General features: G+C 56.6%; 20 protein-coding genes. 8 read left to right on the forward strand and 12 right to left on the reverse strand.

Annotated elements, in window-relative coordinates:
• Nucleotides 1-359 precede the first annotated feature (359 nt).
• The gene (locus WEB54_RS06740; RefSeq protein WP_368054400.1) at nucleotides 360-1,958 is read left to right on the forward strand and encodes a methyl-accepting chemotaxis protein; all 1,599 of its coding nucleotides are present in this window, start codon (nucleotides 360-362) and stop codon (nucleotides 1,956-1,958) included.
• Here WEB54_RS06740 and WEB54_RS06745 read toward each other — a convergent pair.
• The 5 genes from WEB54_RS06745 to polA all read right to left on the reverse strand — a co-directional run bounded on the left by WEB54_RS06745 (nucleotide 1,870) and on the right by polA (nucleotide 8,581).
• Nucleotides 1,870-3,228 (reverse strand): ABC transporter substrate-binding protein, encoded by a 1,359-nt coding sequence (locus WEB54_RS06745; RefSeq protein WP_368054402.1) that lies wholly within the window; start codon nucleotides 3,226-3,228, stop codon nucleotides 1,870-1,872. The two genes, WEB54_RS06740 and WEB54_RS06745, sit on opposite strands and share 89 nt — an antisense overlap.
• A 153-nt stretch (nucleotides 3,229-3,381) precedes the next feature.
• Nucleotides 3,382-4,338, reverse strand: coding sequence for a biotin-dependent carboxyltransferase family protein (locus WEB54_RS06750; protein ID WP_368054404.1), 957 nt, complete (start codon nucleotides 4,336-4,338; stop codon nucleotides 3,382-3,384).
• Nucleotides 4,331-5,026, reverse strand: a complete 696-nt coding sequence (gene pxpB, locus WEB54_RS06755; RefSeq protein WP_368054406.1) for a 5-oxoprolinase subunit PxpB — start codon at nucleotides 5,024-5,026, stop codon at nucleotides 4,331-4,333. The genes WEB54_RS06750 and pxpB overlap by 8 nt, the downstream gene beginning before the upstream one ends.
• The gene (locus WEB54_RS06760) at nucleotides 5,026-5,757 is read right to left on the reverse strand and encodes a 5-oxoprolinase subunit PxpA (RefSeq protein WP_368054408.1); all 732 of its coding nucleotides are present in this window, start codon (nucleotides 5,755-5,757) and stop codon (nucleotides 5,026-5,028) included. Before WEB54_RS06760 ends, pxpB begins: the two co-directional genes overlap by 1 nt.
• 7 nt (nucleotides 5,758-5,764) lie before the next feature.
• Nucleotides 5,765-8,581 (reverse strand): DNA polymerase I, encoded by a 2,817-nt coding sequence (gene polA / locus WEB54_RS06765; protein WP_368054410.1) that lies wholly within the window; start codon nucleotides 8,579-8,581, stop codon nucleotides 5,765-5,767.
• A gap of 421 nt (nucleotides 8,582-9,002) precedes the next feature.
• On the opposite strand from polA, the gene WEB54_RS06770 reads away from it, so the two are divergent.
• Nucleotides 9,003-9,935, forward strand: coding sequence for a homoserine kinase (locus WEB54_RS06770; RefSeq protein ID WP_368054412.1), 933 nt, complete (start codon nucleotides 9,003-9,005; stop codon nucleotides 9,933-9,935).
• A 143-nt stretch (nucleotides 9,936-10,078) separates the two neighbouring features.
• A complete protein-coding gene (gene ppnN / locus WEB54_RS06775; protein WP_368054414.1) occupies nucleotides 10,079-11,458 on the forward strand; it encodes a nucleotide 5'-monophosphate nucleosidase PpnN in 1,380 nt (459 codons plus the stop codon).
• Nucleotides 11,459-11,521: 63 nt separating this feature from the next.
• Here the strand turns inward: ppnN and WEB54_RS06780 are convergent, their stop codons facing one another.
• A complete protein-coding gene (locus WEB54_RS06780) occupies nucleotides 11,522-12,334 on the reverse strand; it encodes a hypothetical protein (protein ID WP_368054416.1) in 813 nt (270 codons plus the stop codon).
• Nucleotides 12,335-12,465: 131 nt separating this feature from the next.
• Here WEB54_RS06780 and WEB54_RS06785 point away from each other — a divergent pair, with 131 nt between their 5' ends.
• The 3 genes from WEB54_RS06785 to WEB54_RS06795 are packed head-to-tail and all read left to right on the forward strand — an operon-like array spanning nucleotide 12,466 to nucleotide 15,570.
• Nucleotides 12,466-13,389, forward strand: coding sequence for a hydrogen peroxide-inducible genes activator (locus tag WEB54_RS06785; RefSeq protein ID WP_368054418.1), 924 nt, complete (start codon nucleotides 12,466-12,468; stop codon nucleotides 13,387-13,389).
• The gene (gene recG, locus WEB54_RS06790; protein WP_368054420.1) at nucleotides 13,379-15,448 is read left to right on the forward strand and encodes an ATP-dependent DNA helicase RecG; all 2,070 of its coding nucleotides are present in this window, start codon (nucleotides 13,379-13,381) and stop codon (nucleotides 15,446-15,448) included. Before WEB54_RS06785 ends, recG begins: the two co-directional genes overlap by 11 nt.
• A complete protein-coding gene (locus WEB54_RS06795; protein WP_368054422.1) occupies nucleotides 15,445-15,570 on the forward strand; it encodes a hypothetical protein in 126 nt (41 codons plus the stop codon). Before recG ends, WEB54_RS06795 begins: the two co-directional genes overlap by 4 nt.
• 4 nt (nucleotides 15,571-15,574) lie before the next feature.
• On the opposite strand, the gene choX is transcribed toward WEB54_RS06795, so the two are convergent.
• Together choX and betC are read right to left on the reverse strand one after the other, a co-directional pair.
• Entirely contained in the window at nucleotides 15,575-16,522 is a 948-nt protein-coding gene (gene choX, locus WEB54_RS06800; protein ID WP_368054424.1) for a choline ABC transporter substrate-binding protein, read from the reverse strand.
• A gap of 85 nt (nucleotides 16,523-16,607) precedes the next feature.
• Nucleotides 16,608-18,131: a choline-sulfatase gene (gene betC, locus WEB54_RS06805; RefSeq protein WP_368053438.1), complete on the reverse strand. Its 1,524-nt coding sequence runs from the start codon at nucleotides 18,129-18,131 to the stop codon at nucleotides 16,608-16,610.
• Nucleotides 18,132-18,267: 136 nt separating this feature from the next.
• On the opposite strand from betC, the gene WEB54_RS06810 reads away from it, so the two are divergent.
• Together WEB54_RS06810 and WEB54_RS06815 are read left to right on the forward strand one after the other, a co-directional pair.
• Nucleotides 18,268-19,188 carry a LysR substrate-binding domain-containing protein gene (locus WEB54_RS06810; protein WP_368054426.1) on the forward strand — a complete coding sequence of 307 codons (921 nt, stop codon included), beginning with the start codon at nucleotides 18,268-18,270 and terminating at the stop codon, nucleotides 19,186-19,188.
• Nucleotides 19,189-19,445: 257 nt separating this feature from the next.
• Nucleotides 19,446-21,173 (forward strand): DEAD/DEAH box helicase, encoded by a 1,728-nt coding sequence (locus WEB54_RS06815; RefSeq protein ID WP_368053434.1) that lies wholly within the window; start codon nucleotides 19,446-19,448, stop codon nucleotides 21,171-21,173.
• 272 nt (nucleotides 21,174-21,445) lie between these two features.
• On the opposite strand, the gene WEB54_RS06820 is transcribed toward WEB54_RS06815, so the two are convergent.
• From WEB54_RS06820 to WEB54_RS06835, 4 genes are read right to left on the reverse strand one after another with little or no spacing between them, the layout of a single operon-like run.
• On the reverse strand, nucleotides 21,446-21,625 hold the full coding sequence (locus WEB54_RS06820) for a hypothetical protein (RefSeq protein WP_368053432.1): 180 nt from the start codon (nucleotides 21,623-21,625) through the stop codon (nucleotides 21,446-21,448).
• Nucleotides 21,625-22,428: an indole-3-glycerol phosphate synthase TrpC gene (gene trpC, locus WEB54_RS06825; protein ID WP_368053430.1), complete on the reverse strand. Its 804-nt coding sequence runs from the start codon at nucleotides 22,426-22,428 to the stop codon at nucleotides 21,625-21,627. The genes WEB54_RS06820 and trpC overlap by 1 nt, the downstream gene beginning before the upstream one ends.
• Complete coding sequence (trpD, locus tag WEB54_RS06830; RefSeq protein ID WP_368053428.1) at nucleotides 22,425-23,468, reverse strand: anthranilate phosphoribosyltransferase; 1,044 nt, start codon at nucleotides 23,466-23,468, stop codon at nucleotides 22,425-22,427. The genes trpC and trpD overlap by 4 nt, the downstream gene beginning before the upstream one ends.
• A gap of 55 nt (nucleotides 23,469-23,523) precedes the next feature.
• On the reverse strand, nucleotides 23,524-24,162 hold the full coding sequence (locus WEB54_RS06835; RefSeq protein WP_368054429.1) for an aminodeoxychorismate/anthranilate synthase component II: 639 nt from the start codon (nucleotides 24,160-24,162) through the stop codon (nucleotides 23,524-23,526).
• Nucleotides 24,163-24,301 lie beyond the last annotated feature (139 nt).

The raw sequence follows: 24,301 nt of genomic DNA on the forward strand, positions 1-24,301 counted from the left end.
TCATGGTGCAAGTACTTATTCTCTGAGACGCTTGCACCCTAAAGATCATAAGTCTAATATTTTGATCTTTAGGGTGCAAGCGCCTTTCTGAGTTATATGCCTGACAGATCTTCAATGAGGGACAAGGGCCGATAACAGCGGTTTACGCAGTGGCGTAGAAAGCCAACTAATCGGCCCGTGAGCGCGGTCTTCTGAATGATCCAGGTTCAACACCATTATCGCTGGTACAGTCGCGTAGCTATCGAAGAAGACATCCACGAAGGCCTGGGCCAACCCGGTTTGACCAACCACGCTCTGCAGCACCGAAATCACCGGACATAGCGCCACCTTCGAAATCAGCCCTCACGGTTAAGCCGGTCATGGGGTTAACCCGAAGCAATGGCCTACTGCTGTTAAAGGATATTAGCCTGGCTGCGAGCGCTCAGGAGCTTGACCAACTCAGCACCCAATTTGACCAATGGGATCAACGTCTTCAAAACCAGTTCTTCAGTTTTACGACACTGGCGATGAACTACCCCTCGTCACGCTCATTTATGCAATCGGCACAACCTATTACCACCCAGATTCAGAACCTGGCTCAGGGTGAAACCATCAAAAATGCCGGAACCGATACTGAGATTATCCAGCCGGGGTTAATCGCCAGCCAGTCAGCTCTGTTGGAGTATCGTCAGACGGCTTCGCGCCGGGCAGGCTCGATGCAAACCACTCAGCACAGCATTCAGGAAACCTTGTCGACATTAAGTACCTTTTCCCAGGCTTTCGCCCGCGACGTCGCCAACGGTGTTAATACCAGCCTGGCACGCAGCACTCATTTCATTCTCTTTGGTCTGGCAGCACTCTTCCTCACCGTCGCTGTGGTTCTGTGGCTCATCATCACCAGTATTCGTAGCCCACTGACCACCTTAAAATCGGCGCTCAAGGTTCTGGCGACCGGTGACCTGACCAAAACCGTACACTCCAGCCATAGAGATGAAATGGGTGATCTAATTACCGCCGTTGAAGCCGTACGTGTCGGTTTAAGTGAGATGATTACCGATCTTAAAACCAAATCACATGCCATTACCGATTCTGCCCAGCAGAGCCAGCAGCTCAGTGAGTCAGTCGGTTACGCATCCCAGGAGCAGACCCTGGAAACCGAACGCACTTTAACGGCGGTTCACAACATGGAAGAAGCCGTACAGCAGATCGTCGCGCTATCGGAACAGGGCCAGCAGGTAGCGGTGGCGGCACACGGTGAACCGCATACCACAGCGCTCGAAATTCGAGAAAACACCCTGACGATGACAGCCTTACAACAAACCTTTAGTGAAGCCACCGAGACCATAGCGCAGCTTAACAACAACATGAAAGGCGTTGAAGTCATTTCAACCACCATCGAAGGCATCGCTGAACAAACCAATTTGCTGGCGCTTAATGCAGCCATCGAAGCCGCCCGGGCCGGCGATCGGGGGCGTGGGTTTGCCGTGGTTGCAGATGAAGTGAGATTGCTGGCCAGCCGCACTTCAGAATCAACGGCCAAAATCAGAAAAACCATCGACGGTTTGGTCGCCGCGTTCGAAGCCCTGGCCAGCTCCATTCAGCAAGGACACACCAAAATTGACAACAGCCGCCGGGCCTCTACTCAGGCCGATGCCGCCATTAATGAATTTAAAAACCGCATTAACCGAATTCAGGAACTCAGTGACCGGTATCCGACATCACCCAACACCAGGAACACAGCACTGCCGCGATTCGCACTCAGGTCGATCAGGTTATTCACAATGCTCGCCAGGCTGAGGCTGCTGCAAAAAAATCCGGCGACAACAGCCATCAGCTCAGCGCTATGGCCAGGGAACTGGATGCCATGGTCATGCGCTTTCAAAGCTGAGCTTACTCGTAGGCATCAATATCGCGTTTGTCCAGATACCGGGCTATCCGGTGTGCGGCATTGGCAAAGTCATTGGCGGCTTGCAGCGTAGGAGCAACCGTATCCAACTCATTTGGATCGTACTGTTCCAGCAAGTGCGCCAGCAAACCGCCCAGGTGATTACCAACTTGCTGAAACTCTGCGGTTTGAACAAATTGTACCCCCCGATAGGGAACCGGTTGCACCGATGACTGATTGAAATCAGTCGACTGTATAGCCGTAATAGTGGCATCGGAAAACGCTGCGTATTGGCGATAATCGGCGTTATCATAAAGTGCTACGCGCGTCCCCGGCGGTACATACTGAATACCATAATCGTCAGCAACCAATTGCTGGTAAGTTTCCGAGGTTGCCCATTCAACAAATTCCCAGGCAGCGGCTTTAACGGGTGATTGCTCCGGCACCGAAAACCCCCAGGCCCATAACCAGTTAGCCCCTGTGTCTGTTACCTCATGGGGAGCCTGGCGGTAGTCGATTTTCAGATAGTCGGGGTGCGCTGCCAGGGCGCCGCCTGCGGCGGTCGAGTCGACCCAAACATCGCAATCACCTCGTAAAAAAGCAGCAAGGTTCTCGGTGTATCCGTTGAGCCAGGCTTCAGGCAACCCATATTGGTGCTGCAGTCTAAGGTAGAAATTGATCGCGCTATGCCACTGCGGCGAGTCAATCGTCGAACGCCACTCAGTATCGTACCAGCGCCCGCCAAAACTATTAACCAGTGTAGACACCAACGCCATGTTTTCCCCCCAACCGGGTTTACCTCTCAGGCAAATCCGGCCATGAGCCCCGCCAGAGCGCGTGGTCAGCTCATTCAGTAATTGCTCCAGCCCTGTCCAGGTCGGTTGCTCAGGCACGGTTAGATTATATCGTGAGAAAACATCCTTACGAAAATAGGTGATCGAGCTTTCACCATAGAAGGGCAGACCGTAGTACTGATTGCCAACCTGGAAACCAGTAATAATTTCCGAAATCCACCCGGATTGTGAGAGATCACCCGACATATCCGCCGGGACTGAACTTAAACGGCCAGAACCTCCCCACAGCGTCGCCTCAAGCATCCCGACCGTGTACACATCGTACCGCGGCTGGTCGCGCTTGCTGTCGCGGGATTGCATCAGCCGCAAGACCGATTCATCGACCACGTTCCACTCGAGTTTGATACCCGGGTTTGCACGTTCAAACTGCTGCGATAAGGTTTGCATTCGAAGCATGTCGTCATTAGCGACTGTGGCGACGGAAACCGTTTCGCCAAACGTACTTACTGAGATAACGCTCAGGGCCATAATGCGGAGGGAGTACTGAAATAACGCTGCGTTCGAGTTCATTTTTTACACCTTTTTTGTTTTCCATTGAACTCGGTGCAAGGCAATTAAACTAGTGGTTTATTCACGGATTTCGATACTTTACTGCTCTCGGCAACACCGGCATTCGAAGCGGTCCCAATCTATCCGAACTCCGATACTTCACATTGACCCTCATCAGGGCCAGGCAATCATTCGAGCATCGTCCACCCATTGGCTGAGGCTGAAAAACCGGTCAAACAACCGTCGTTCTGCCTGCACGCTGTCAACATCGGTAAACTCAAAGCGAACACGAGTACCCGGGCTGCACTGGCTCAGGCGAGCGCAATCCAAACTGGTGACGCAGCCGATTTTCGGGTAGCCGCCGATGGTCTGGCGATCTCTGAGCAAGACGATGGGTTGCCCATGCGGCGGAATTTGAATTGCACCATAAGCGATACCTTCAGAGGCCAGCTTTTGGGCGTTGGCTGCCACGGCAGGGCCACTGAGTTTAAACCCCATGCGATTGATGTCGTTGGTCACCTTATAGTCCGCTGTTTCAAAGGTGCGTCTTGCCACCAGGCTGAACTGTTCGTATTGGTAGCCCGGAATTACCTTGGCCGTTAGTGGCTCATTGTAGTTCGGCCGGTGAACCCAGGGCACGCAGTGCAATGGCCGTTCTGGCATTGGCGTAAAGGGGAGTCGATCGCCTTTCTTCAGCGGGCCACCATCCAAACCACCCAGTTGTTCTCGCACGACAACGGAGCGGCTACCGAATTGAAGCGGTGTTTGCCACCCACCGGCGACACCGAGATAAGCCCACAATCCGGACCGAACCTGGCCGAAACGAATCACATCGCCACGCCTAACCCGATGACTGCACCAGCTTTCGATAACATCACCATTCAATGTAACCGGGATATCAGCCCCGGTAACGACGATCGTCGTATCTGCACCGACCTCTGCTTCAAAGTTGCCCAGTAGAATTTCAATACAAGCTGCACCTGCCTCATTGCCCAGCACCTTATTCGCCCAGGAATAAGCATGCTCGTCCACAGCGCCGCCTTGTGAAAGACCTTGCTGAAAATAACCGGAGCGACCGGCATCCTGAATGGTTGCTTGCCAGCCAGGCTGGCGAACCATCAACTCAGTCATCCAGACGCCCTCCGCGCGTGAGAAATTCAGATCGGTCGATCGGTACGAAACGCACCCGGTCGCCAACATGCAGCAACGATGCATGACCGTCGCGATTGGAGGCATCAAACATGGGCTGAGGAGTACGACCAACTATGTTCCAGCCACCTGGCGACGGCAATGGATACACCGCCGTCTGTGCATCAGCGATTCCTACACTGCCACGGGCTACGGATTTGCGGGGAGACTCATGACGGGGCGTGGCGATACGTTCATCCAGACGGCCGAGAAAAGCAAAGCCCGGGTTAAAACCGATGGCAAAAACCTGGTAGTCACGACCGGTGTGCAGCTCAATCAGGTCAATGACGGACATGGCTTTACTGTCAGCCAGCGCTTCGAGGTCGTAGCCAACGCTCGGATCATACCAGACAGGTATCTCAACCAGTCTTCCTGATTCGGCAAGCACGGCGCTTGCAATCGAAGCGTCTACCAGACGCTGCACAGTCCGAATCATCCAGTGGCTGTCGACCTGATTGTAATCATAGATGCAGAGTAGCGTGGTGTAGGAGGGAATGAGGTCGATCAGAACCGACGACAACTGTTCTGTCAGGGTATTCGTGGCAGCCGCTATAACCGGTATCAGTGCTTCATCGATCTGTTGACCGAATTCGATCAGAACCGCATTTTCAGACACGGCCCTCACCTGCATCAGAGCATCCTTAAAGCATCGCGTACGGCCGTCGCAGCAGCCACCGAACTGTCGTTATCGCCGTGAATGCAGAGGGTATCGGCGGCCAGGTCTAGCCAGTCACCGTTCAAGGTTTTGACACCGCCGTCGCTGGCGAATGAAATTGCCTGGGCGACGATGGCCTCTTGTTCATGCAACACGCTGCCCGGAACCGAACGGGGCACCAGATTACCGGCCTCGTCGTAAGCCCGGTCAGCGAAGACCTCGAACAGCACCTCAATGCCCAGTGCTTTGCCCCGCTGCTCGTGCTCTACCCGATGCACATTGGCCGCTATCATCACCGGCAGATGACCATAATCACGACCAACCCTGAACACAACATCCAGTATGGCGGGGTCACGCATCATGTCGTTATACAAGGCACCATGAGGCTTCATGTACTGTACCCGGGTTCCCTCAGCCTTGCACAGAGCATCCAGTGCGCCGATCTGATACAGCAGTATGGCATGGAGTTCATCGGGTGCGCAGGGTATCGAACGTCGGCCAAAACCAACCAGATCCGGATAGGCCGGATGCGCTCCGATCTGCACCCCCTGCTCGCATGCCAGGCGCACGGTTCTGGCCATGGTCAGCGGGTCTGACGCATGAAAACCACAGGCAATGTTAGCCTGGTCAATCAGGGGCATGACGTCTGTGTCCATGCCCATTTTCCAGGCACCAAAGCTTTCACCAAGATCACAATTTAATTTCATAACAGTCTCAGTGTGCCTCCTCCCAGGACTCTCCAATACCAATATCAACAATCAACGGTACATCCAGGCTGGCGCAATGCTGCATGCGCACCCGTACACCATCGATCACTGCGTCTAGCTCCGCTTCGGGCACTTCAAACACCAGTTCATCATGCACCTGCATCACCATTTTCGCCTTGAAATGACTTTTATGCAGCCAGTTGGCCACATCGACCATGGCCATTTTAATGATGTCGGCCGCGGTGCCCTGCATCGGCGCGTTGATGGCGGTACGTTCAGCAGCACGTTTAAGCATCTGCTTGCTGGAATTGATGTCCGGCAGGTACAAGCGACGCCCATAGACGGTTTCCACATACCCGGTTTCCGCAGCCTCGGCCCGAGTTTGTTCCATGTATTTACGCACGCCGGGGTATCGCTCGAAATAAGTATCGACATAGAGTTTGGCGTCGCCCCGGCTGATACCCAGTTGCTTGGCCAGGCCAAAGGCCGACATGCCGTAGATCAAACCAAAGTTAATCGCCTTGGCTGAGCGACGCTGTTCGGACGTCACGTCCGACTCTTCCAGCCCCATGATTTCTGCCGCCGTGGCACGGTGAATGTCTCGCCCTTCCCGGAACGCCTGAATCAGGTTCGCGTCTTGCGACAGGTGCGTCATGATGCGCAATTCAATTTGCGAATAGTCCGCCGCGACGATCTTGTACCCCTTGGGGGCGACAAAGCCGCGCCGAATCGAACGGCCTTCGTCGGAGCGAATCGGTATGTTTTGCAGGTTCGGGTCGGTAGACGACAAACGCCCGGTTTGGGCACCGGTTTGATTATAGCTGGTATGCAGACGCCCGTTACTTTCCACCAGTTCCGGCAACGGGTCGGTATATGTACCTACCAGTTTACGCAGGTGGCGATATTGCAAAATCAACTGCGGCAGTTCGTAACCCTGCGCCGCCAGCTCACTCAGCACCTCTTCATTGGTGCTGGGCGCGCCGCTGGCGGTTTTGGCCACCACTGGCAGTGCCATTTTGGTAAAGAGCACTCCGCCCAATTGCTTGGGTGAGTCCAGATTAAACTCGGTGCCAACCAGTTCGTGACACTGCTGTTGCAGCGCGTCGAGGCGTTCTTTGAAATCGTGACTGAGCTTTCGAATGTAAGCGGTGTCAAGCAGGGTGCCGTTATTTTCTACCTCGGCCAGCACCTTCGACAACGGCTTTTCAATGTGCTCATAAACCCCGGTAATAGAGCGGCTGGCCAGCGCCAGGTCCAGCCAATGCGCCAGGCGTGCGGTGAGATCAGCCCGTTCGGCAAACCAGGGACCAATCTCGGCCGGATCAGCGCTTTGCAATGGCAACTGTCGCTTACCAAATTTACCCAGGAAATCTTCAATGGTTTTCGGGTGTTTATCGAGATACGTTCGGTACAGGTTATCCAGTGAGATCGGTGAAAAGTGATTACTGAGTTCACTGTTCCGGCGCACGGTGCTGTCGTAAACAAACGCCATCAATTGAACATCCAGCGACAGGTTGGCGGCCTTCAGTGAGCGCGGCATTAACACATGCCAGAAGGCTTTGAAATCATACCCGCTTTTACGCACTGCATAGGTCGCGAGCACGGGCGACAGCAATTCAAACACCGCCTCTTCACACAGCGTATCACCTTGTTCCGCTAAAATCGGAACATAACCCGCCTGGCCCGGCCGAACCGCCAGTGCAAAACCCACCAGAGCCGATTGATGATAGTGCCCGAGTTCCCGCACCGGCAATATGGTCAGCGCCTGATGCTCTTCTGCCTGCTTTAAAAAAGCAGCCAGCTTATCTTTAGTATCCAGCAACTGATAATCAGTGCTTTCGGGCTCCGTCACTTCAGGAAGAGTACCCGCTGCAGGCACTTTGCTTCCAGACGCTGAGGGCGATTTTATATCCGGCTTTTTATCAGAGCTGGCTGGCGCTTCTTCACCGCTTAATTCACGCACCCAGGTTTTAAATTCATATTGCTGAAACAGAGACAACAGCGCTTCGTTATCAGGGTCGGACGGCACCAGCTCTTCCAGCCGAACATCCAGTTCGCAATCGAGTTTAATCGTCGCCAGCTCGTAACTGAGATAGGCCTGTTCTTTATGCTCTTCAAGTTTTTTCGCCATCGTTTTAGCGCCGCGAAAATCGAGCGTAGCAATTTTATCGAGGTTGGCGTAAATGTCATCGAGCCCACCCAACCCCTGAATCAGCCCAAGCGCGGTTTTCGGGCCGACGCCCGGTACACCGGGAATGTTATCAACCTTGTCACCCATCAGCGCCAGATAGTCGATCATTAAGTCCGGGCCGAAACCGTACTTGGCGGTCATACCGGCGACATCCAATTTCTCGTTTTTCATGGTATCGAGCAAGGTGACATGCTCGCTGACCAGCTGAGCCATGTCTTTATCGCCGGTACTGACCACACACTCACAACCACTGTGCGTCGCCTGATACGCCAGAGTGCCAATCACATCATCGGCCTCAACCCCCGGCACACAGAGCAAGGGCAGGCCCATAGCCCGAATAATGGTGTGAATCGGGTCAATCTGCACCCGCAGCTCATCCGGCATGGGCGGACGGTTGGCCTTGTAGTCTTCATAGAGGTCGTTGCGGAAGGTCGGCCCCTTGGCATCAAACACCACGGCAATGCGACTGTCCGGATAATCGCTGACCAGCTTGCGCATCATGGAGATCACCCCACGAATGGCGTTGGTCGGAGTGCCGTCACTGGTCGACAGGTTCTGGATCGCAAAAAAAGCCCGAAACAGATAGGAGGAACCGTCCACCAGGACAATCGGCGCGTTTGGGTTAGTAACCATGGATGTCTATTCCTTAAAATTCTGCCCGCATCTTACCACCTGAAGTTTGGGACTTCACAACCCAGTAAGTAGGCGCTAAACCCCGGACGAGCGGCATCGGTATGGTAAGTCGACAATGGGGGCTACTAGATCGAGTGCTGGCCGCCGGGTGAGCTCCTGTGGGGAAGTCCGCAGCAGGGACTAAAACGCCAGGAGCGTTTTAGCATGAGCGTAGCGAGCCCGAAGGGTGAATCCCAGGGATGGGATTCATATCCTGCGGTCTAGGCCCCATGGACGGGTTTACGCCGACCCCACAGGGGCTCAGCCGGTGGCCAGCACGAACTCGCTGCACCAAAGACAACCAAGCCTCTACTCTTTCACGGTGGGCTTGGCTGTACAGTCGGTTTATACTCCCGCCTCCATAACGCAACGCAGTGCCAGTATGTCTGTATTTACTGAACTCAGCCGGGAAGACATCGAGTCCCTGCTTAGCGCCTACACCCTGGGTTACTATGCCGGTCATCAGGGCATCAGTGCCGGTACAGAGAACACAAACTATTTTGTTGACACTGATCTCGGCCAGTTTGTACTAACGGTGTTTGAAAAGCACCAGCCTGAAGAATTGCCGTTCTTTCTGGCCCTGGGCGAGCATCTGCACGACGCCCGGTGTGCGGTACCACAACCGTTTCGTACCGCCGAAGGTGAGTTTCTGGTGCAGGTATACGGCAAACCGGCTGTTTTGTTTGAGCGGGTTGCGGGAAAACATCTGCAACCCAGTCCCGGGCACTCGGCTACGGTCGCCGAGGCATTGGGAAAAATCCATCAAAGTACCGGGCTGTTCTCCGGTAAGCGGCTGCACAGTCACGGCATTGGCTGGATTCGTGAGCAACAGCAAACTCTGGGCCGCGAACTGAGCACTGACGACTCAGCCCTGCTCAATGAAGCCATGGTGCGGATTGAAGCCATTGACCGGAGTTTGCCACAGGGTGTGATCCACGCGGATCTGTTTCACGACAACGCCCTGTTTGACAACGACGGCCTGGCGGGCATTATCGACTGGTATTTCGCTGGCGTAGACCTCTATGCGCTGGATATCGCAACCTGCCTGATCGACTGGTGCCTGGACGCCCGGGGCCAGCCGGACCCTGCCCAGGTACTGAACTTCGTTGATCACTATGACCAGGCGCGCCCCTTGAAACCCCAAGAGCGCGCAGCCATACCTGATCTTGCGATTCAGGCCGCCACCCGGTTCTGGTTAAGCCGGGAGCTGGCGTTGCGCGCCCATTCGGGCAAGGGCAATGTCACCCAGAAAGACCCGCATCAGATGAAACGCATCGTCAGCCATTTGCTCCAGAACCCACTGGACCGGTTATAACCCTCTATACTGTTTCAAACGACACGCAACATCGAATCCACAGCGCCGCAGCCTCGGTCGACCGGCGGCTGCGTGTACAGTACCGATGCGCCTGAAGGTGGTCGGGCATTATTGAAAGGGGGAAACCCCAAAAGGACCTGTGAATGAAACGAAGCACCGTAAACGCCTCAGTAACCCCTAAAGGCAGCCTTGAAGTGCTGTCACAACGGGAAGTGCAAAAACTGAAGTCCGCCGGTGAAAATGGCTTGTATGAGCTGTTCCGCCGTTGCGCCCTGGCCATTCTGAATACCGGCTCGACCAGCGACAATGCCAAAACCATTCTGGAAAGCTACCCGGATTTCCAGATAGAAATTGTCCAGCAGGACCGGGGCATCCGGTTGAATCTGCGCCACGCCCCGGCCGATGCTTTTGTTGATGGTGAAATGATCGCCTCTACCCGGGAAATGCTGTTCTCGGCACTGCGCGATATCGTCTATACCGCCAGTGAACTGGAAAGCAAGCGGGTTGATTTCGAATCCAGCGAGGGTATCAGCGACTATGTCTTTCACCTGTTGCGCAATGCCCAATCGCTGCACGCCGGTGAAGAGCCGCGCATGGTGGTCTGTTGGGGCGGCCACTCCATCGGTCATGAGGAATACGAATACACCAAGGAAGTCGGCCATGAACTCGGCCTGCGCGCTATGGACATCTGCACCGGCTGCGGGCCGGGCGTGATGAAAGGCCCGATGAAAGGCGCTGCAATTGCACACGCCAAACAGCGCATCCGCCAGGGTCGTTACCTGGGCCTGACCGAGCCCGGCATCATTGCTGCCGAAGCGCCCAACCCCATCGTCAATGAACTGGTGATTCTGCCCGACATCGAAAAGCGTCTTGAGGCTTTTGTGCGGGTTGGCCATGGCATTCTGATCTTTCCGGGCGGTGCGGGTACGGCCGAAGAATTGCTCTACTTGCTCGGTATTCTGCTGCACCCGGCCAACGCGGACCTGCCGTTTCCGCTAATTCTGACCGGGCCAAAATCCGCCGAACCCTATTTTCAGCAACTGCACGAATTCATCGCGCGCACCCTGGGTTATGCAGCCCAGCAACGCTACAAAATCATCATTGGTGATCCGGCTCAGGCCGCGCGGGAAATGGTGCTTGGTATCGAACAAGTCAGAGTGTTCCGGCGTACCAAAGCCGACGCCTATCACTTCAACTGGCAGTTGCACATCGACCACGAATACCAGCGTCCGTTCGAGCCCACCCACACCAACATGGCCAAGCTGGAATTGCGTCAGGGCATGCCCGTGCACCTGCTGGCGGCGAACCTGCGCCGTGCCTTCAGTGGCATCGTGGCTGGTAACGTCAAAGAACAGGGCATTCGGGCGATCGAACAACATGGCCCATACCAGCTTAACGGCGACACGGATATTCTGGAACCGCTCGACAACTTGCTTGAAGCCTTCGTCAAACAACACCGGATGAAATTGCCGGGCACTGAGTACGTGCCCTGTTATGTGGTCGGTAAGAAACAGACAGCCTGAGGCACTGGCCGTAACCAGATGGTGGCCGGGCAACTATAGCGTTCAGTTAAACGTACCGGCCCCCTATAGCGTCTCGTAACCACCCGCCTGATAGTTTGCAAATTGCCATTCAAAGCCCGTCGCAGCCAGGCGGTCACTGAGCAGGCGTTTGCCACCCGCCACGTCCGGCTCAGCCTGCAATACTGGCAACCCCTGCTGCTCACGCAAGTAGTTCAGCACCTCAAACAACGGGGTTGGCAGGCGATCGGTAACGAGATATCGGCTGGCCACCGCCGGCATTGTCGCCAGGTGCACCAGAGCAGCGGCGGCATCTTCAATGTGGATCCGGTTGGTCCAGTGGTTGGTCGCTGGCGGCGTAGTATCGGCTTTCAGGGCCATGCGCCGCAGCCAGTCCCGGCCCGGACCATAAATACCACTGAGCCTTGCCACCGTCGTCTCTACCGGCAGCCGATCTACTGCAGCTTCCATTTCCGCCAGGCAATCACCGCCCCAGTCGCTGGGGTTGATCGGGCTGTCTTCAGTCAACTCACGGCCATCATTGGCGCCGTATACCCGCGATGAACCGACCACGATGACGCGCTCCGGTGGCTTGCGCCACTGCTGCAGACTGCGACCAAGTTGCTGCACCGGCTGCACATAACCGCGGCGGTAACCCGCGGCATCGCGCTGCGCTGCCGACAACGCCATAATCACCACGTCGGCACCTACATCTGGCCAGGGTTCAACCGCCAGATCCACCGATTGTTGCTCAAACCCGAGCGCCGGATCCGCTGCGGAACGGCGCAGACCAGTGACGGTGGCCTGACGGTCCAGCAGGCGCCGGGCAACGCGACCATTCAGATCACCCACACCAGCCAGTAAAAACCGACTTGCCATACAATTACCCTCTTGTATCAGAAATTACTTTTCGATAGTTTATAGCAAACAATCCACTGCACCTACCTTCGACAATCGGAGCCTGAGAAGTCTATGTGTACACCCGCTCCGGACACCCAGGACACACCGTCATGACGCTTACCGAATTGCGTTACATTGTTGCTCTGGCTCAGGAACGCCACTTCGGCAAAGCGGCGGAGCGCTGTTTTGTCGCCCAGCCTACCCTCAGTGTGGCCATCAAAAAACTGGAAGACCGGCTCGGTGTCGCCATTTTCGAGCGGGGTAAATCCGGCGTGCAGGTCACGCCTGTTGGACAGCGCATTGTTGAGCAGGCACAGCGCGTTCTTGAAGAGAGCCACAAGATAGAAGACCTGGCCCATGCGGGTAAAAACCAACTGTCCAGCCCGCTGAAACTGGGCGTGATCTACACCGTCGGGCCTTATCTGCTGCCGCATATCATTCCACAGTTGCGCCAACTCGCACCGGAGATGCCGCTGGAGATTGAGGAGAACTTCACCTCCAATCTGCGTCACCGGCTGCGCGATGGTCTGCTCGATGCCATCATCATTGCCCTACCGTTCAACGAACCGGACGTGCTGACCAAGCCAATGTTCGATGAAGACTTCGAAATCCTGTTGCCCAGCGGCCACCCCCTAACCAAGCGCAAAAGCATTCCCGCAGAGGAGCTGATTAAAGAGCCTCTGCTGTTGCTCGGTGAAGGCCATTGCTTCCGCGATACGATTTTTAACGCCTGCCCGAACATCGCATCCGCCTCGCGTGACCCCAAAGGCCGCATTCGCACCATGGCCGATGGCAGTTCACTGGAAACCCTGCGGCATATGGTCGCCTCCAATCTGGGCATTACCATTCTGCCGCAGTCGGCAACCGGTTCACGCCTGTATAACGATGAACTGGTGTCGGTGCGCCCCTTTGCCAACCACGTGCCGCGACGCACCGTAGCGCTCGCCTGGCGCGCCAGCTTCCCGCGCCCCAAGGCGATTGATCTGCTCGAAACCTGTGTGCGCCAATGCAACATCGGTTCCAATGCAGCTTGAAGACCCGATCAGCCGGCTGACGGGTGTTGGCCCGAAGCTGGCTGAAAAATGCCAGTCGATCGGGCTCGACAGCATTGGCGACTTACTGTTTCACCTGCCCTATAAATACCAGGACCGGACCAAAATCACCCCCATCGGCAAGCTGCAACTGGGCATGGCCGTGGTCGTACAGGGCGAGGTGCGCGGCACTCAAGTGCTGTTTGGCCGGCGCCGCAGCCTGATCTGCCGGCTATCTGACGGAACCGGCCTAATCAGCATGCGCTTGTTTCATTTCACCAAAGCTCAACAGATGCGGCTGCAAGAGGGCACGCACCTGCGCCTCTACGGTGAAGTGCGCATGGGCTCAACCGGGCTGGAAATGATGCACCCGGAGTATGTGGCACGCGACGACGACCAATTCCCGCCGCTCGACAACACTCTGACTCCGCTCTACCCCAGCAGCGAAGGCTTAAACCAGAATCGCCTGCGCGCCCTGGTCGAGCAGGCGATTACTGCGTTGCAACGCCAGGGCGGGCTGGCCGAATGGGTGCCACCCGACTGGCTTTCAGGCTGGGGATTACCCTCACTGACAGAAGCCTTGCTGACCCTGCATCACCCCCATTCCAGCAGTGATACCCAGGCCCTGCTCGACGGATTACACCCGGCTCAACAACGCCTGGCCCTGGAAGAGCTGCTGGCACACCACCTGAGTCTGATGCTGACCCGGCAGAAAACTCAGGCCAGCGGGGCCCCGGCAATTCCACCCAGCCAGACCCTGGTTACCGGCTTACTACGCCAGTTGCCGTTTCAACTGACGGGGGCACAGCAACGGGTTGCCGGAGAGATTCAACAGGACATGGGGTTGAGCCTGCCAATGCTCCGCCTGGTTCAGGGTGATGTGGGTTCCGGCAAAACGCTGGTCGCCATGGTCGCTGCGTTGCAAGCCATCGAGGCGGGGTTTCAGGTTGCGCTGATGGCCCCAACCGAACTGCTCGCCGAACAGCATTTTCGCACCCTGCAGCAATGGGCCGAACCATTGGACGTTCACTGCTCCCTGCTGCTGGGCAAGTTGGGCAAAAAGCAGCGCACCGGCATCCTCGCCGACCTGGCCGATGGCACAACCCAGCTAATGATTGGCACGCATGCGCTGTTTCAGGAGGGGGTGGACTATCACCGTTTGGGCCTGGTGATCATCGATGAACAGCACCGCTTCGGCGTGCATCAGCGCCTGGCGTTGAAAGAAAAAGCCCGCGATGGCCTGCCGCATCAGCTAACCATGACCGCCACCCCGATTCCGCGTACCCTGGCGATGACCGCCTATGCCGATCTGGACGTCTCAATCATCGACGAACTGCCACCCGGGCGCACACCCGTAACCACCACTGTTATCAGCCAGGAACGACGCGACGCGGTAATCCGCCGGGTTGATGCCGCCTGCGAAGCTGGCCGGCAGGTGTACTGGGTGTGCACTCTGATTGAGGAATCCGAAGAGCTTCAGGCCGAGGCCGCCGAGGAAACCGCCGATGTATTGCAACGCTGCTTACCGGCTCGGCGCGTCGGATTGCTCCACGGCCGCATGAAACCAGCCGATAAAACCCGACTGATGGCGGCGTTCAAAGACCGGCAGCTGGACATACTGGTCGCCACCACGGTCATTGAAGTGGGTGTCGATGTCCCGAATGCATCGGTGATGATTATCGAAAATCCGGAACGACTGGGGTTGGCCCAATTGCATCAGTTGCGCGGCCGGGTCGGGCGCGGCACCATCGACAGCCACTGCCTGCTGATGTTTGGCAGCCCGCTGTCGGAACAGGGCAAGCAGCGCCTGGAAGTCATGCGTTCAACCAGCGATGGGTTCGTGATTGCCGAAGAAGATTTGAAACTGCGCGGCCCGGGTGAAGTACTGGGCACCCGCCAGACGGGCACCATGGCGTTTCGGGTGGCCGACCTGGAACGCGATCGAAATTGGCTGACCGTGGTACCCGAGCTCGCCCACCGCTTGCAGACCGAATACCCCAGCCACATCTCACCACTGGTCGAGCGCTGGCTATTTAATGCCGACCGGTATGCACAAGTGTGACGCACGTCGCTTTAATTGTGACGTGCATTGATCAGATTGCCGACCGAGCCAAAGTCGGCCGGCTGATCGAAGACCGGGCGCTGCGTCTGCAGCGCTGGGTGGATAAAGTATCGCTCTGGTAAAAGCTTATCGAGCCAGCGCCTGTTCGACCGCAGCCAGCCCCGGGTTGCCATCAACCGTGGTTACTCCATCCAGCCAGGCTGGCAATACCTCAGTGTTATTTGCCAACCAGGTGCGAGCAGCCACTTCCGGCGTTTCACCATCGTCCAGAATGGAACTCATGATCTGGTTTTCCATATCCAGAGTGAACACCAAGTTTGTTAGCAGACGTCCTGCGTTCTGGCACTCGTCCCGATAGCCGTTTCGGATCAGGGTGTATATGGTCGCGCCACCCAGATCTGGTCCAAAGTAGTCATCACCGCCGGTCAGATACACCAGGTCATGATGCAAGTTCATCGGGTGCGGTTCCCAGGCCAGAAACACCACAAACTCATCACGCCGCGCGGCACGATCAACCTGGCTCAGCATGCCCTGTTCACTGGATTCCACCAATTCCCAGCCATCCAATCCAAAATCACCGGAATCGATCATGCTCTGGATCAGACTATTGGCTGGCGCACCCGGGTCGATGCCGTAAATGCGTTGATCGAACGCCTCGGCATGGTCAGCCAGATCGGCAAAGGATTCAACACCGGCTTCATGCACGTAGTCCGGCACGGCTAAGGTGGTAAACTTGGCCCCTTCAAGATTGGCGCGAACACGCTCGTAGCCATCGGCATATTTGTCGGCAAACGCCTGCTGCGCCGGCATCCAATTGCCAAGAAATACGTCGATATCGTTGGCCTGCAATGACTCGAACCCGATGGGTACGGCTAGCAAATCGACATCCGTTTCATAACCGAGACCTTCAAGCAGGGTCGTTGCCACAGCATTGGTGACATTAATGTCAGTCCAGCCCGGGTCACTGAAATGAACGGAACGACAGCTTTCGGCGACGTCCGCTTGCACCGTAGCTCCCAGGGCACACAGGGCGACGAAGCCCGCTCCAAGACGTAATGTTTTCCGTGTATTCATGCTTAACCCTCTGTTCATTTGTCTGTGAATGACACAGGGTTTACTGATCCCCGAGCCCCATTAATTTCTCTACTCCGACGAGTAACTAATCTTCTGGCATGACAGGCAATCGAGCTTGCCGCTCCAGGTCACCCAGATCCATGGTGTTGCGCATGTATTGTTGGCTTGCATCGACCCAGGGTTGGAAATCCCATGAGGTGACGCGTCCTTGTGACAGTGCTTCGGCAACCAGGCGGCGGCGACGCTGGCTGTCCAGAACCTGCTGTTGAATGTGTTCCATATCCCAGCGCCTGGCTGTTTCTTCGCGCAAGGGCTGTAACACCCGGGCATAGTCGGGATCAGGCGCGAGGTTGGTTAACTCGTCGGGATCGTTGATCAGGTTGTAGAGTTGATCAGGGTCTGCCGGGCAATGGATGTACTTCCAGTCACCACGACGAATCATCATCACCGGCGCAACCGTCCCCTCACCCATGTATTCTCCGATGACTTCATCATGCCCGCCCTGGCCAGTCAAATGCGGTACCAAGCTGCGGCCTTCGATCGCTGTCGCCAGCTCTGGCGCTGAACCGGTGGCCATTTCAACCAGAGTGGGGAGCAGATCCAGTGTCGATACGTTGGCACTGATGCGGGCCGGCTGGTAGCGATCCGGCGCATAAACGATAAAGGGCACCCGGGCCGAGTCTTCAAACCAGCTCATCTTGTACCAGAGATCACGCTCACCCAGCATGTCACCGTGATCGCCGGAAAAGACGATCAGGGTATTCTTATCCAGCCCGGTTTCCTTCAGCGTGGCCAGCAGGGTCCCGACCTGATCATCAACGTAACTGATCGCGCCGTAGTACGCGCGGCGGGCATTGCGGATCTGGCTGTCATCAAAGTCTGCAGCATCGGCCTGGTAGAGCGCGCGCAATCTTTTCGAATGCGGGTCCCGTTGTGACTCGTCGAGGCGCACCCTGGGCAGTTCAATATCTTCATCCCGGTATCGGTTCCAGTATTCCTCGGGGATCGCGTAAGGGTCGTGCGGGTGGGTCATGGAAACCGTCAGGCAAAACGGGCGATCGTCTGCACTGCGTGCCTGGTTGAACAGATAGCGGCGTGCATGAAATACAACTTCGTCGTCGTAATCGAGCTGGTTGGATCGCACACAAGGGCCCGCCTGAGTCACTGACGACATATCGTGGTACCAGGTGGGCCGGCTTGCAGGCTCGTCCCAGTTAACGGCCCAACCAAAATCGGCTGGGTAGATGTCGCTGGTAAAACGCTCCTCAAAACCGTGCAATTGATCAGGCCCGCAAAAATGCATCTTGCCCGACAGGGCCGTTTTGTACCCGGCCTTGCGCAAATAGTGAGCATAAGTAGGCACATCGGCTGGCAATTCCGCAGCGTTGTCGTAGGCCCCTATTTTCGCCGGCAACCGCCCCGTCATCAGCACGAACCGGGACGGAGCGCACAAGGGGCTATTGCAATAAGCCGAATCGAAAACAACACCCTGCTTTGCCAGGCTTTCCAGATGAGGCGCCTTGACGGTGCGGTTGCCATAAACCGGCAACGCCGAGGCGGTCATCTGATCCGCCATAATGAACAGAATATTGGGTTGAGGTTGGGTCATTATCACTACCTGTGCTGGCGTTAGGGTGACCTCAAGAAGGCATCCCATCGATGAATTTAATGGCTAAACTCATGTTGCGCTGGTAACAATGCCTTGTAAACTGACCCATAACTTATATCAGCCATTAGTATTGCTAATGTTAAATCTAAAAGATCTACCACCCCTCACCCTATTGGTGGCCTTTGAAGCTGCGGCCCGACTGCATTCGTTTACCGCTGCCGCACAGGAGCTCGGCAGCACTCAGTCAGCCATCAGCCAGCACGTCAAGCGCCTGGAGGCCGACATTGGCAGCCCGCTGTTTCAACGCACCCATCGCGGTGTACAGCTAACACGCGCCGGGGATCAGTTGTATCTGCCAGTCACCCAAGGCCTGGCTCAAGTGCTGAAGGGGTATCAGCACGCCCAAAAACAGGCGCATCACGATGTGATCAACGTCGCCACCGACTATGCCCTTGGAAGTTACTGGATCCTGCCGCGGTTACGACACTTTCGGACCATTCACCCAAAAGTGGATGTCAGGCTGGTAACCTCACAGCAGTCGGTCACGCCAGACCAGGCCGATGTGGATATCGCCCTGATATTCGGTAACGGTCACGACATTTCCGCGCCCACCCGACAACTGTTTACCGAACAGGTCATCCCGGTCTGCAGCCCGGCGCTGCTAGAGCGATATCACACCGGCCAGGGTCCGGCCCACCTGACCGACTTGCCGCTGTTGCAACTGGAAGCGGATCACCATGCCCGCTGGTTCGACTGGCCCGAACTGTTCTCCAGACTCAACATACCGTCAGTACCGCGCGAGCCTGAACTGATGTTCAACAACTACACCCTGTTGCTGCAGGCGGCTTTGTCTGGCCAGGGCGTCGCCATTGGCTGGTCACCCTTCATCGAGCCCATGCTTACCAGTGGGGCTCTGGTGGCATTAACCGAGACGCCGCTGCAGTCGATCAACGGTTACCACATCGTGTTCCCGTCCAACCGGGTCGTGGCACCTCTCGTGCTGGAATTCGTCGACTGGCTGATGGAGGAGGGGAAAGCAACCATGGCGGGCGGCTGATACACAGCAGGACCGACGGCACGCAGGCTTTTGTGGCGGTAGTGATTAGCATAAATAGCAGACAACTCCTCTATTATTATGTATACTCCGCGCCCCGTTTTTACCATAAGCCGGACATTTTGGTTCGGCCTGAAGGGAGCCTATTTGACCGATTCCTGCCTTGTCTGGGAATACGCCGGTTTACCGGTACGACTCGAAAGCGGCTCCTTCTTGAAGCCCGGGTTTGCATGCTGCGACCCCTCGAGGATGTGTTCTGAATGACTGATACCCCCCGTTTTGATCAACTGGGCCTGGCGCCCAATGTACTTGAAAACCTGACTAAGCTCGGTTACGAAACCCCGACGCCGATTCAACAGCAGGCCATTCCAGCCATTGTGGCTGGCAAAGATGTGCTGGGCCTGGCCCAGACCGGCACCGGTAAAACCGCCGCCTTTGCGCTGCCGCTGCTGAGCATCATGGACAGTAAAATCCAGGCACCACAAACGCTGGTACTGTGCCCGACGCGTGAGCTTGCTATCCAGGTGGCCGAGGCGTTTCAATCCTACGCCAAAGGCTCTGCTGGCTTTAACGTTCTGCCGATTTACGGCGGCGCCGACATGCGCAACCAATTGCGCGGCCTAAAGCAAAATCCGCAAGTGATTGTGGGTACCCCTGGCCGGGTCATGGACCACTTGCGTCGTAACTCTCTGGACCTGACCAACCTCAAGCACCTGGTGCTAGACGAAGCCGACGAAATGCTGCGCATGGGCTTTGTTGAAGACATCGACTGGATTCTGGAACACACCCCGGCCGATAAGCAGGTCGCCCTGTTCTCGGCCACCATGATTCAGCAGGTCAAACGCCTGACCCAGCAGTACCTGAAAGATCCGATACGCATTGAAATTCAGGCTAGCCAGGCCGCACTGGAGAAGATCGAACAGTTCGTTTGGCACGTCGGCGGCATCGACAAACTTGAAGCCCTGACCCGCATTCTGGAAGTGGAAGAGTGGAACGCAGCGATCCTGTTCGTGCGCACCAAGGTCGAAAGCCAGTTCCTGGCCGACAAACTGGCAGCCCGCGGACATGCCTGTACCGCTTTGAGTGGCGACGTCGCCCAGAAGCAACGTGAAGACATCATCAACCAGTTCAAGAGCGGCAAACTCGACCTGGTGATTGCTACCGACGTGGCCGCCCGCGGCCTCGATGTCGAACGCATCAGCCACGTTATCAACTGGGACATTCCCGGTGATGTGCAGACTTACACCCACCGCATCGGCCGTACTGGTCGCGCTGGTCGCAGTGGCAAGGCGATCATGTTCGTCAAACCGCGCGAGCGTCGTTTGCTGCGCGACATCGAACGCGTCACCAAACAGCAACTGAAGCCCTACCCACTGCCGAGCGCTGCTCAGTTGAGCGACCACCGCGCCGGCCAGTTCAAGGCCGATGTGCTGGAACGCATTGAAAACGCCGACCTGACGTTTTTCCGCGCCATGATCGATGGCTGGGTCGAGAACACTGAGACCCAGGTCGATGCCCGCGATCTCGCGGCCGCTCTGGCGATGATGGCGCAGGAAGACAAACCCCTGCAGATCCCGGAAGATCCCAAGCCACGCCCGGCTCGCGACCGCGATGACCGCCCCGCACGGGACGGAAAACCACGCCCCGAACGCGGTGCCAAGCGTGACCGGCCACTGGACTACGACGCCCAGAAATACCGCCTCGACGTGGGCCGTAAAGACGGCGTAGAGCCCGGCCACATTGTCGGCGCCATTGCCAATGAAGCTGGCATCGAAGGCCGCTTCATCAACAACATCAGCATTCAGGAGCAATACACTCTGGTCGACCTGCCAACCGGCATGCCCAAGGAGATCCTGGAACAGCTGAAAAAGACGCGAGTCAAAGGCCGCCCCATGGCCCTGCGTGCCTGGGAAGACAGCCCGGCCGGCGCACCACGTCGCAAGCCCGCCGGCGACCGCAAGCCGCGCAAACCCCGCAAAGCTGATTAAAACCCGTGCTTCGCACTCATAAAAAAAGCGACCTCAGGGTCGCTTTTTTTATTTCGGAGTTCAGGTTTGGCTGGGTGCCAGGAGTCCGTGTCAGGCACCGGGTAGGCCCATCTGGGGTCGGCGTGAACCCATCCATGGGGCCTAGACCGCAAGATCCCTCTTGCGGACTACCCCAGATAGGCCTACCCGGCTCCTGACACTCAGGTGGTTGCAAACTCCGACTTTCTTTACTAAAAACTCGCGGCTCTCAGCTCAAAACTCTCAGCTTGCTCCTACCCAATAAAATACTTGATCGCCGCCGCAATCAATACCAGCGGCACCAGAATCCGAATCCACTTCGAATATTTCGCCGCCTGTTCTTCACTCACTTCCGAGCCCTTGGCCGAGGTGATCTTAATCACCACCAGCATCACCAGTGCCAGCACAACCAGAATCGTAACAATGGGTGGCATCAAAGCTCTCCAAACAGTTCGTTCATTCGCGTACCGGGATCGTCGGCGCGCATAAAGGCCTCACCAACCAGAAAGGCATTGATGCGGTTGTTGCGCATTAATTCAACGTCGGCCGGGGTCAGAATGCCGCTTTCGGTGATCAAGGTGCGCCCTTCATCAACCGCATCTTTCAACGTTAACGTCGTGTCCAGAGAGACCTCAAAGGTGTGCAGGTTCCGGTTGTTGATGCCGATCAGCGGTGTATCCAGGCGCAACGCCCGTTCCATTTCGGCGGCATCGTGTACTTCAACCAACACATCCATACCGAGTGCCCGAGCCTGATCATGCAGGTCGGTCAGCTGCGCCGCATCCAGCGAGGAAACGATCAACAGCACACAGTCTGCCCCCAGCGCTCTGGCTTCAGTAATCTGATACGGATCGATCAAAAAATCCTTACGAATAACCGGTAATGCACAGCCATCGCGCACGGCGACCAAATAGTCTTCATGACCCTGAAAGAAATCCCGGTCGGTCAGTACCGACAAACAAGCCGCACCAGCACGCTCGTAACTCTGTGCGATTTCAACTGGCAGAAACGGGTCCCGCAACACGCCTTTGCTGGGCGATGCCTTTTTGATTTCAGCGATCACGGCCGCCTTGCCAGCTCCGATCTTCGTCGTCAACGCTCGGGCAAAACCTCGCGGAGCCGGGTGACGATCGAATTCCCGCTCGAGATCCAGCGCGCTGACCCGACGTGAGCGCTCGGCCACTTCTTCGCGTTTGCGATCGTTGATTTTTTTCAGAATGGTGGGCGTATCGGTCACGATGAGGCTCCGGTCAGGGCGTCTGAAAACGCGGCCAGCTCTTTCATTTTCTCGAATGCCAGGCCGGTCGAAATGGCATCCTGCGCCATGGCGATGCCCTGTTCAAAATCACTGGCAATGCCGGACACATAGATCGCTGCACCGGCGTTCAGGGCGATGATATCAGCCGCCCGGGCCGAGACTTCATCACTGGCTCCGGTAAGCGCATTTTTGATCAGTTCGAAACTTTGCTCCGAATTCTGAACCGCCAGACCAGACAACCCCTGAGTCGCCAGACCCACGTCTTCCGGGCGGATTTTGAAGGTCCGCACCTCGCCGTCTTTCAGTTCGGCCACAAAGTTGCTGCCGCCGATGCTGAATTCATCGAGCCCGTCTTTGGAATGGACTACCATCACATGTTCGCTGCCCAGCCGCTTCATCACATGCGCCAGCGGTTCACACAGGTTTTCGCTGAACACCCCGATGACCTGGCGCTTCACACCGGCCGGGTTGGTCAGCGGGCCGATGATGTTGAAGATGGTGCGCATGCCGAGTTCCTTGCGCGGCCCGATCGCGTATTTCATGGCACTGTGGTGGCCTGGTGCAAACATAAACCCGACTCCCACCGACTCTATTGCCCGGGCGGTCTGTTCGGGTGTCAGGTTGATGCTGATGCCGGCCGTATCGAGTAAATCGGCACTGCCGGAATTCGACGACACACCCCGGTTGCCATGCTTGGCGACCCGGCCACCCGCGGCGGCCACAACAAAGGCGGCGGCTGTCGAGACGTTGAACAGGTCCTGACCGTCGCCGCCGGTACCACAGGTATCGACCAGGTTGTCGACGTTCACATCAACACTGGCGGCCAGTTCACGCATCACCATGGCGGCGCCGGTGATCTCTTCGATGGTTTCCCCCTTCATGCGCAAGCCCATCAGAAAGGCTCCGATCTGGGCGTCGGTGCACTCTCCGGTCATGATCTGGCGCATCACCAACTGCATGTCCTCCTGGCTGAAATGGCCATGTTCGGAAATGCGCTTCAAGGCGTATTTGATATCCATGCTCGCTCCTGCGGTCAGGGTGATGAAGGGGAAGATGATTTATACCGGCACTATATCAGATTGCTGCGGGCTGATCAGGCCCCGGGGCCGATGCCAGAGCCGCGGGCAGGGGAATGCCCAGAAACCGGGCCAGCAAGGCGTGGCCATGATGGGTCAGAATAGACTCGGGGTGAAACTGAACCCCTTCCACCGCAAGTGAACGATGCCTTATCCCCATAATTTCCTCGACGTCGCCCTCCGAGGTTTTAGTCCAGGCGGTGACCTCCAGGCAATCCGGCAAGGAGGCCTGATCGATTACCAGCGAATGATAGCGGGTTACCTGAAAGGGGTTTTCAAGGCCCGCAAAGACCCCACCGCCGGTGTGATACACCAGCGACGTCTTGCCATGCATAACACGCCCGGCCCGCACCACAGCAGCGCCAAACACCTGGCCAATGCACTGATGACCCAGGCACACGCCCAGCACCGGGGTTTTACCGGCAAAATGCTCTACCGCCGCCATGGAGATGCCCGCCTCATTGGGCGTGCAGGGCCCGGGCGAAATCATCAGTGCATTGGGGGTCAATTGCTCGAGGTCACCGAGGGTGACCGCATCGCTCTGCACCACCACGACATCGGCGCCAAGCTCTTGCAGGTAGTGCACCAGGTTATAGGTGAAGGAGTCGTGATTATCGATCATGACCACGCGGGGCATCGCTCATTACCTTATCGTTTCAATCGCAGGGCGACAGTTTGAATCAACACCCGTTAAAATGCATGTTTGTTAACCCCTATTCAGGCCCGAAAAGGCAGGAGACGCCTTTTTCAGCAAACTCGCCCGTTTCCCATGGCGG

The sequence above is a fragment of the Saccharospirillum sp. genome (assembly GCF_040881935.1).
Classification (GTDB): Bacteria; Pseudomonadota; Gammaproteobacteria; order Pseudomonadales; family Natronospirillaceae; genus Saccharospirillum.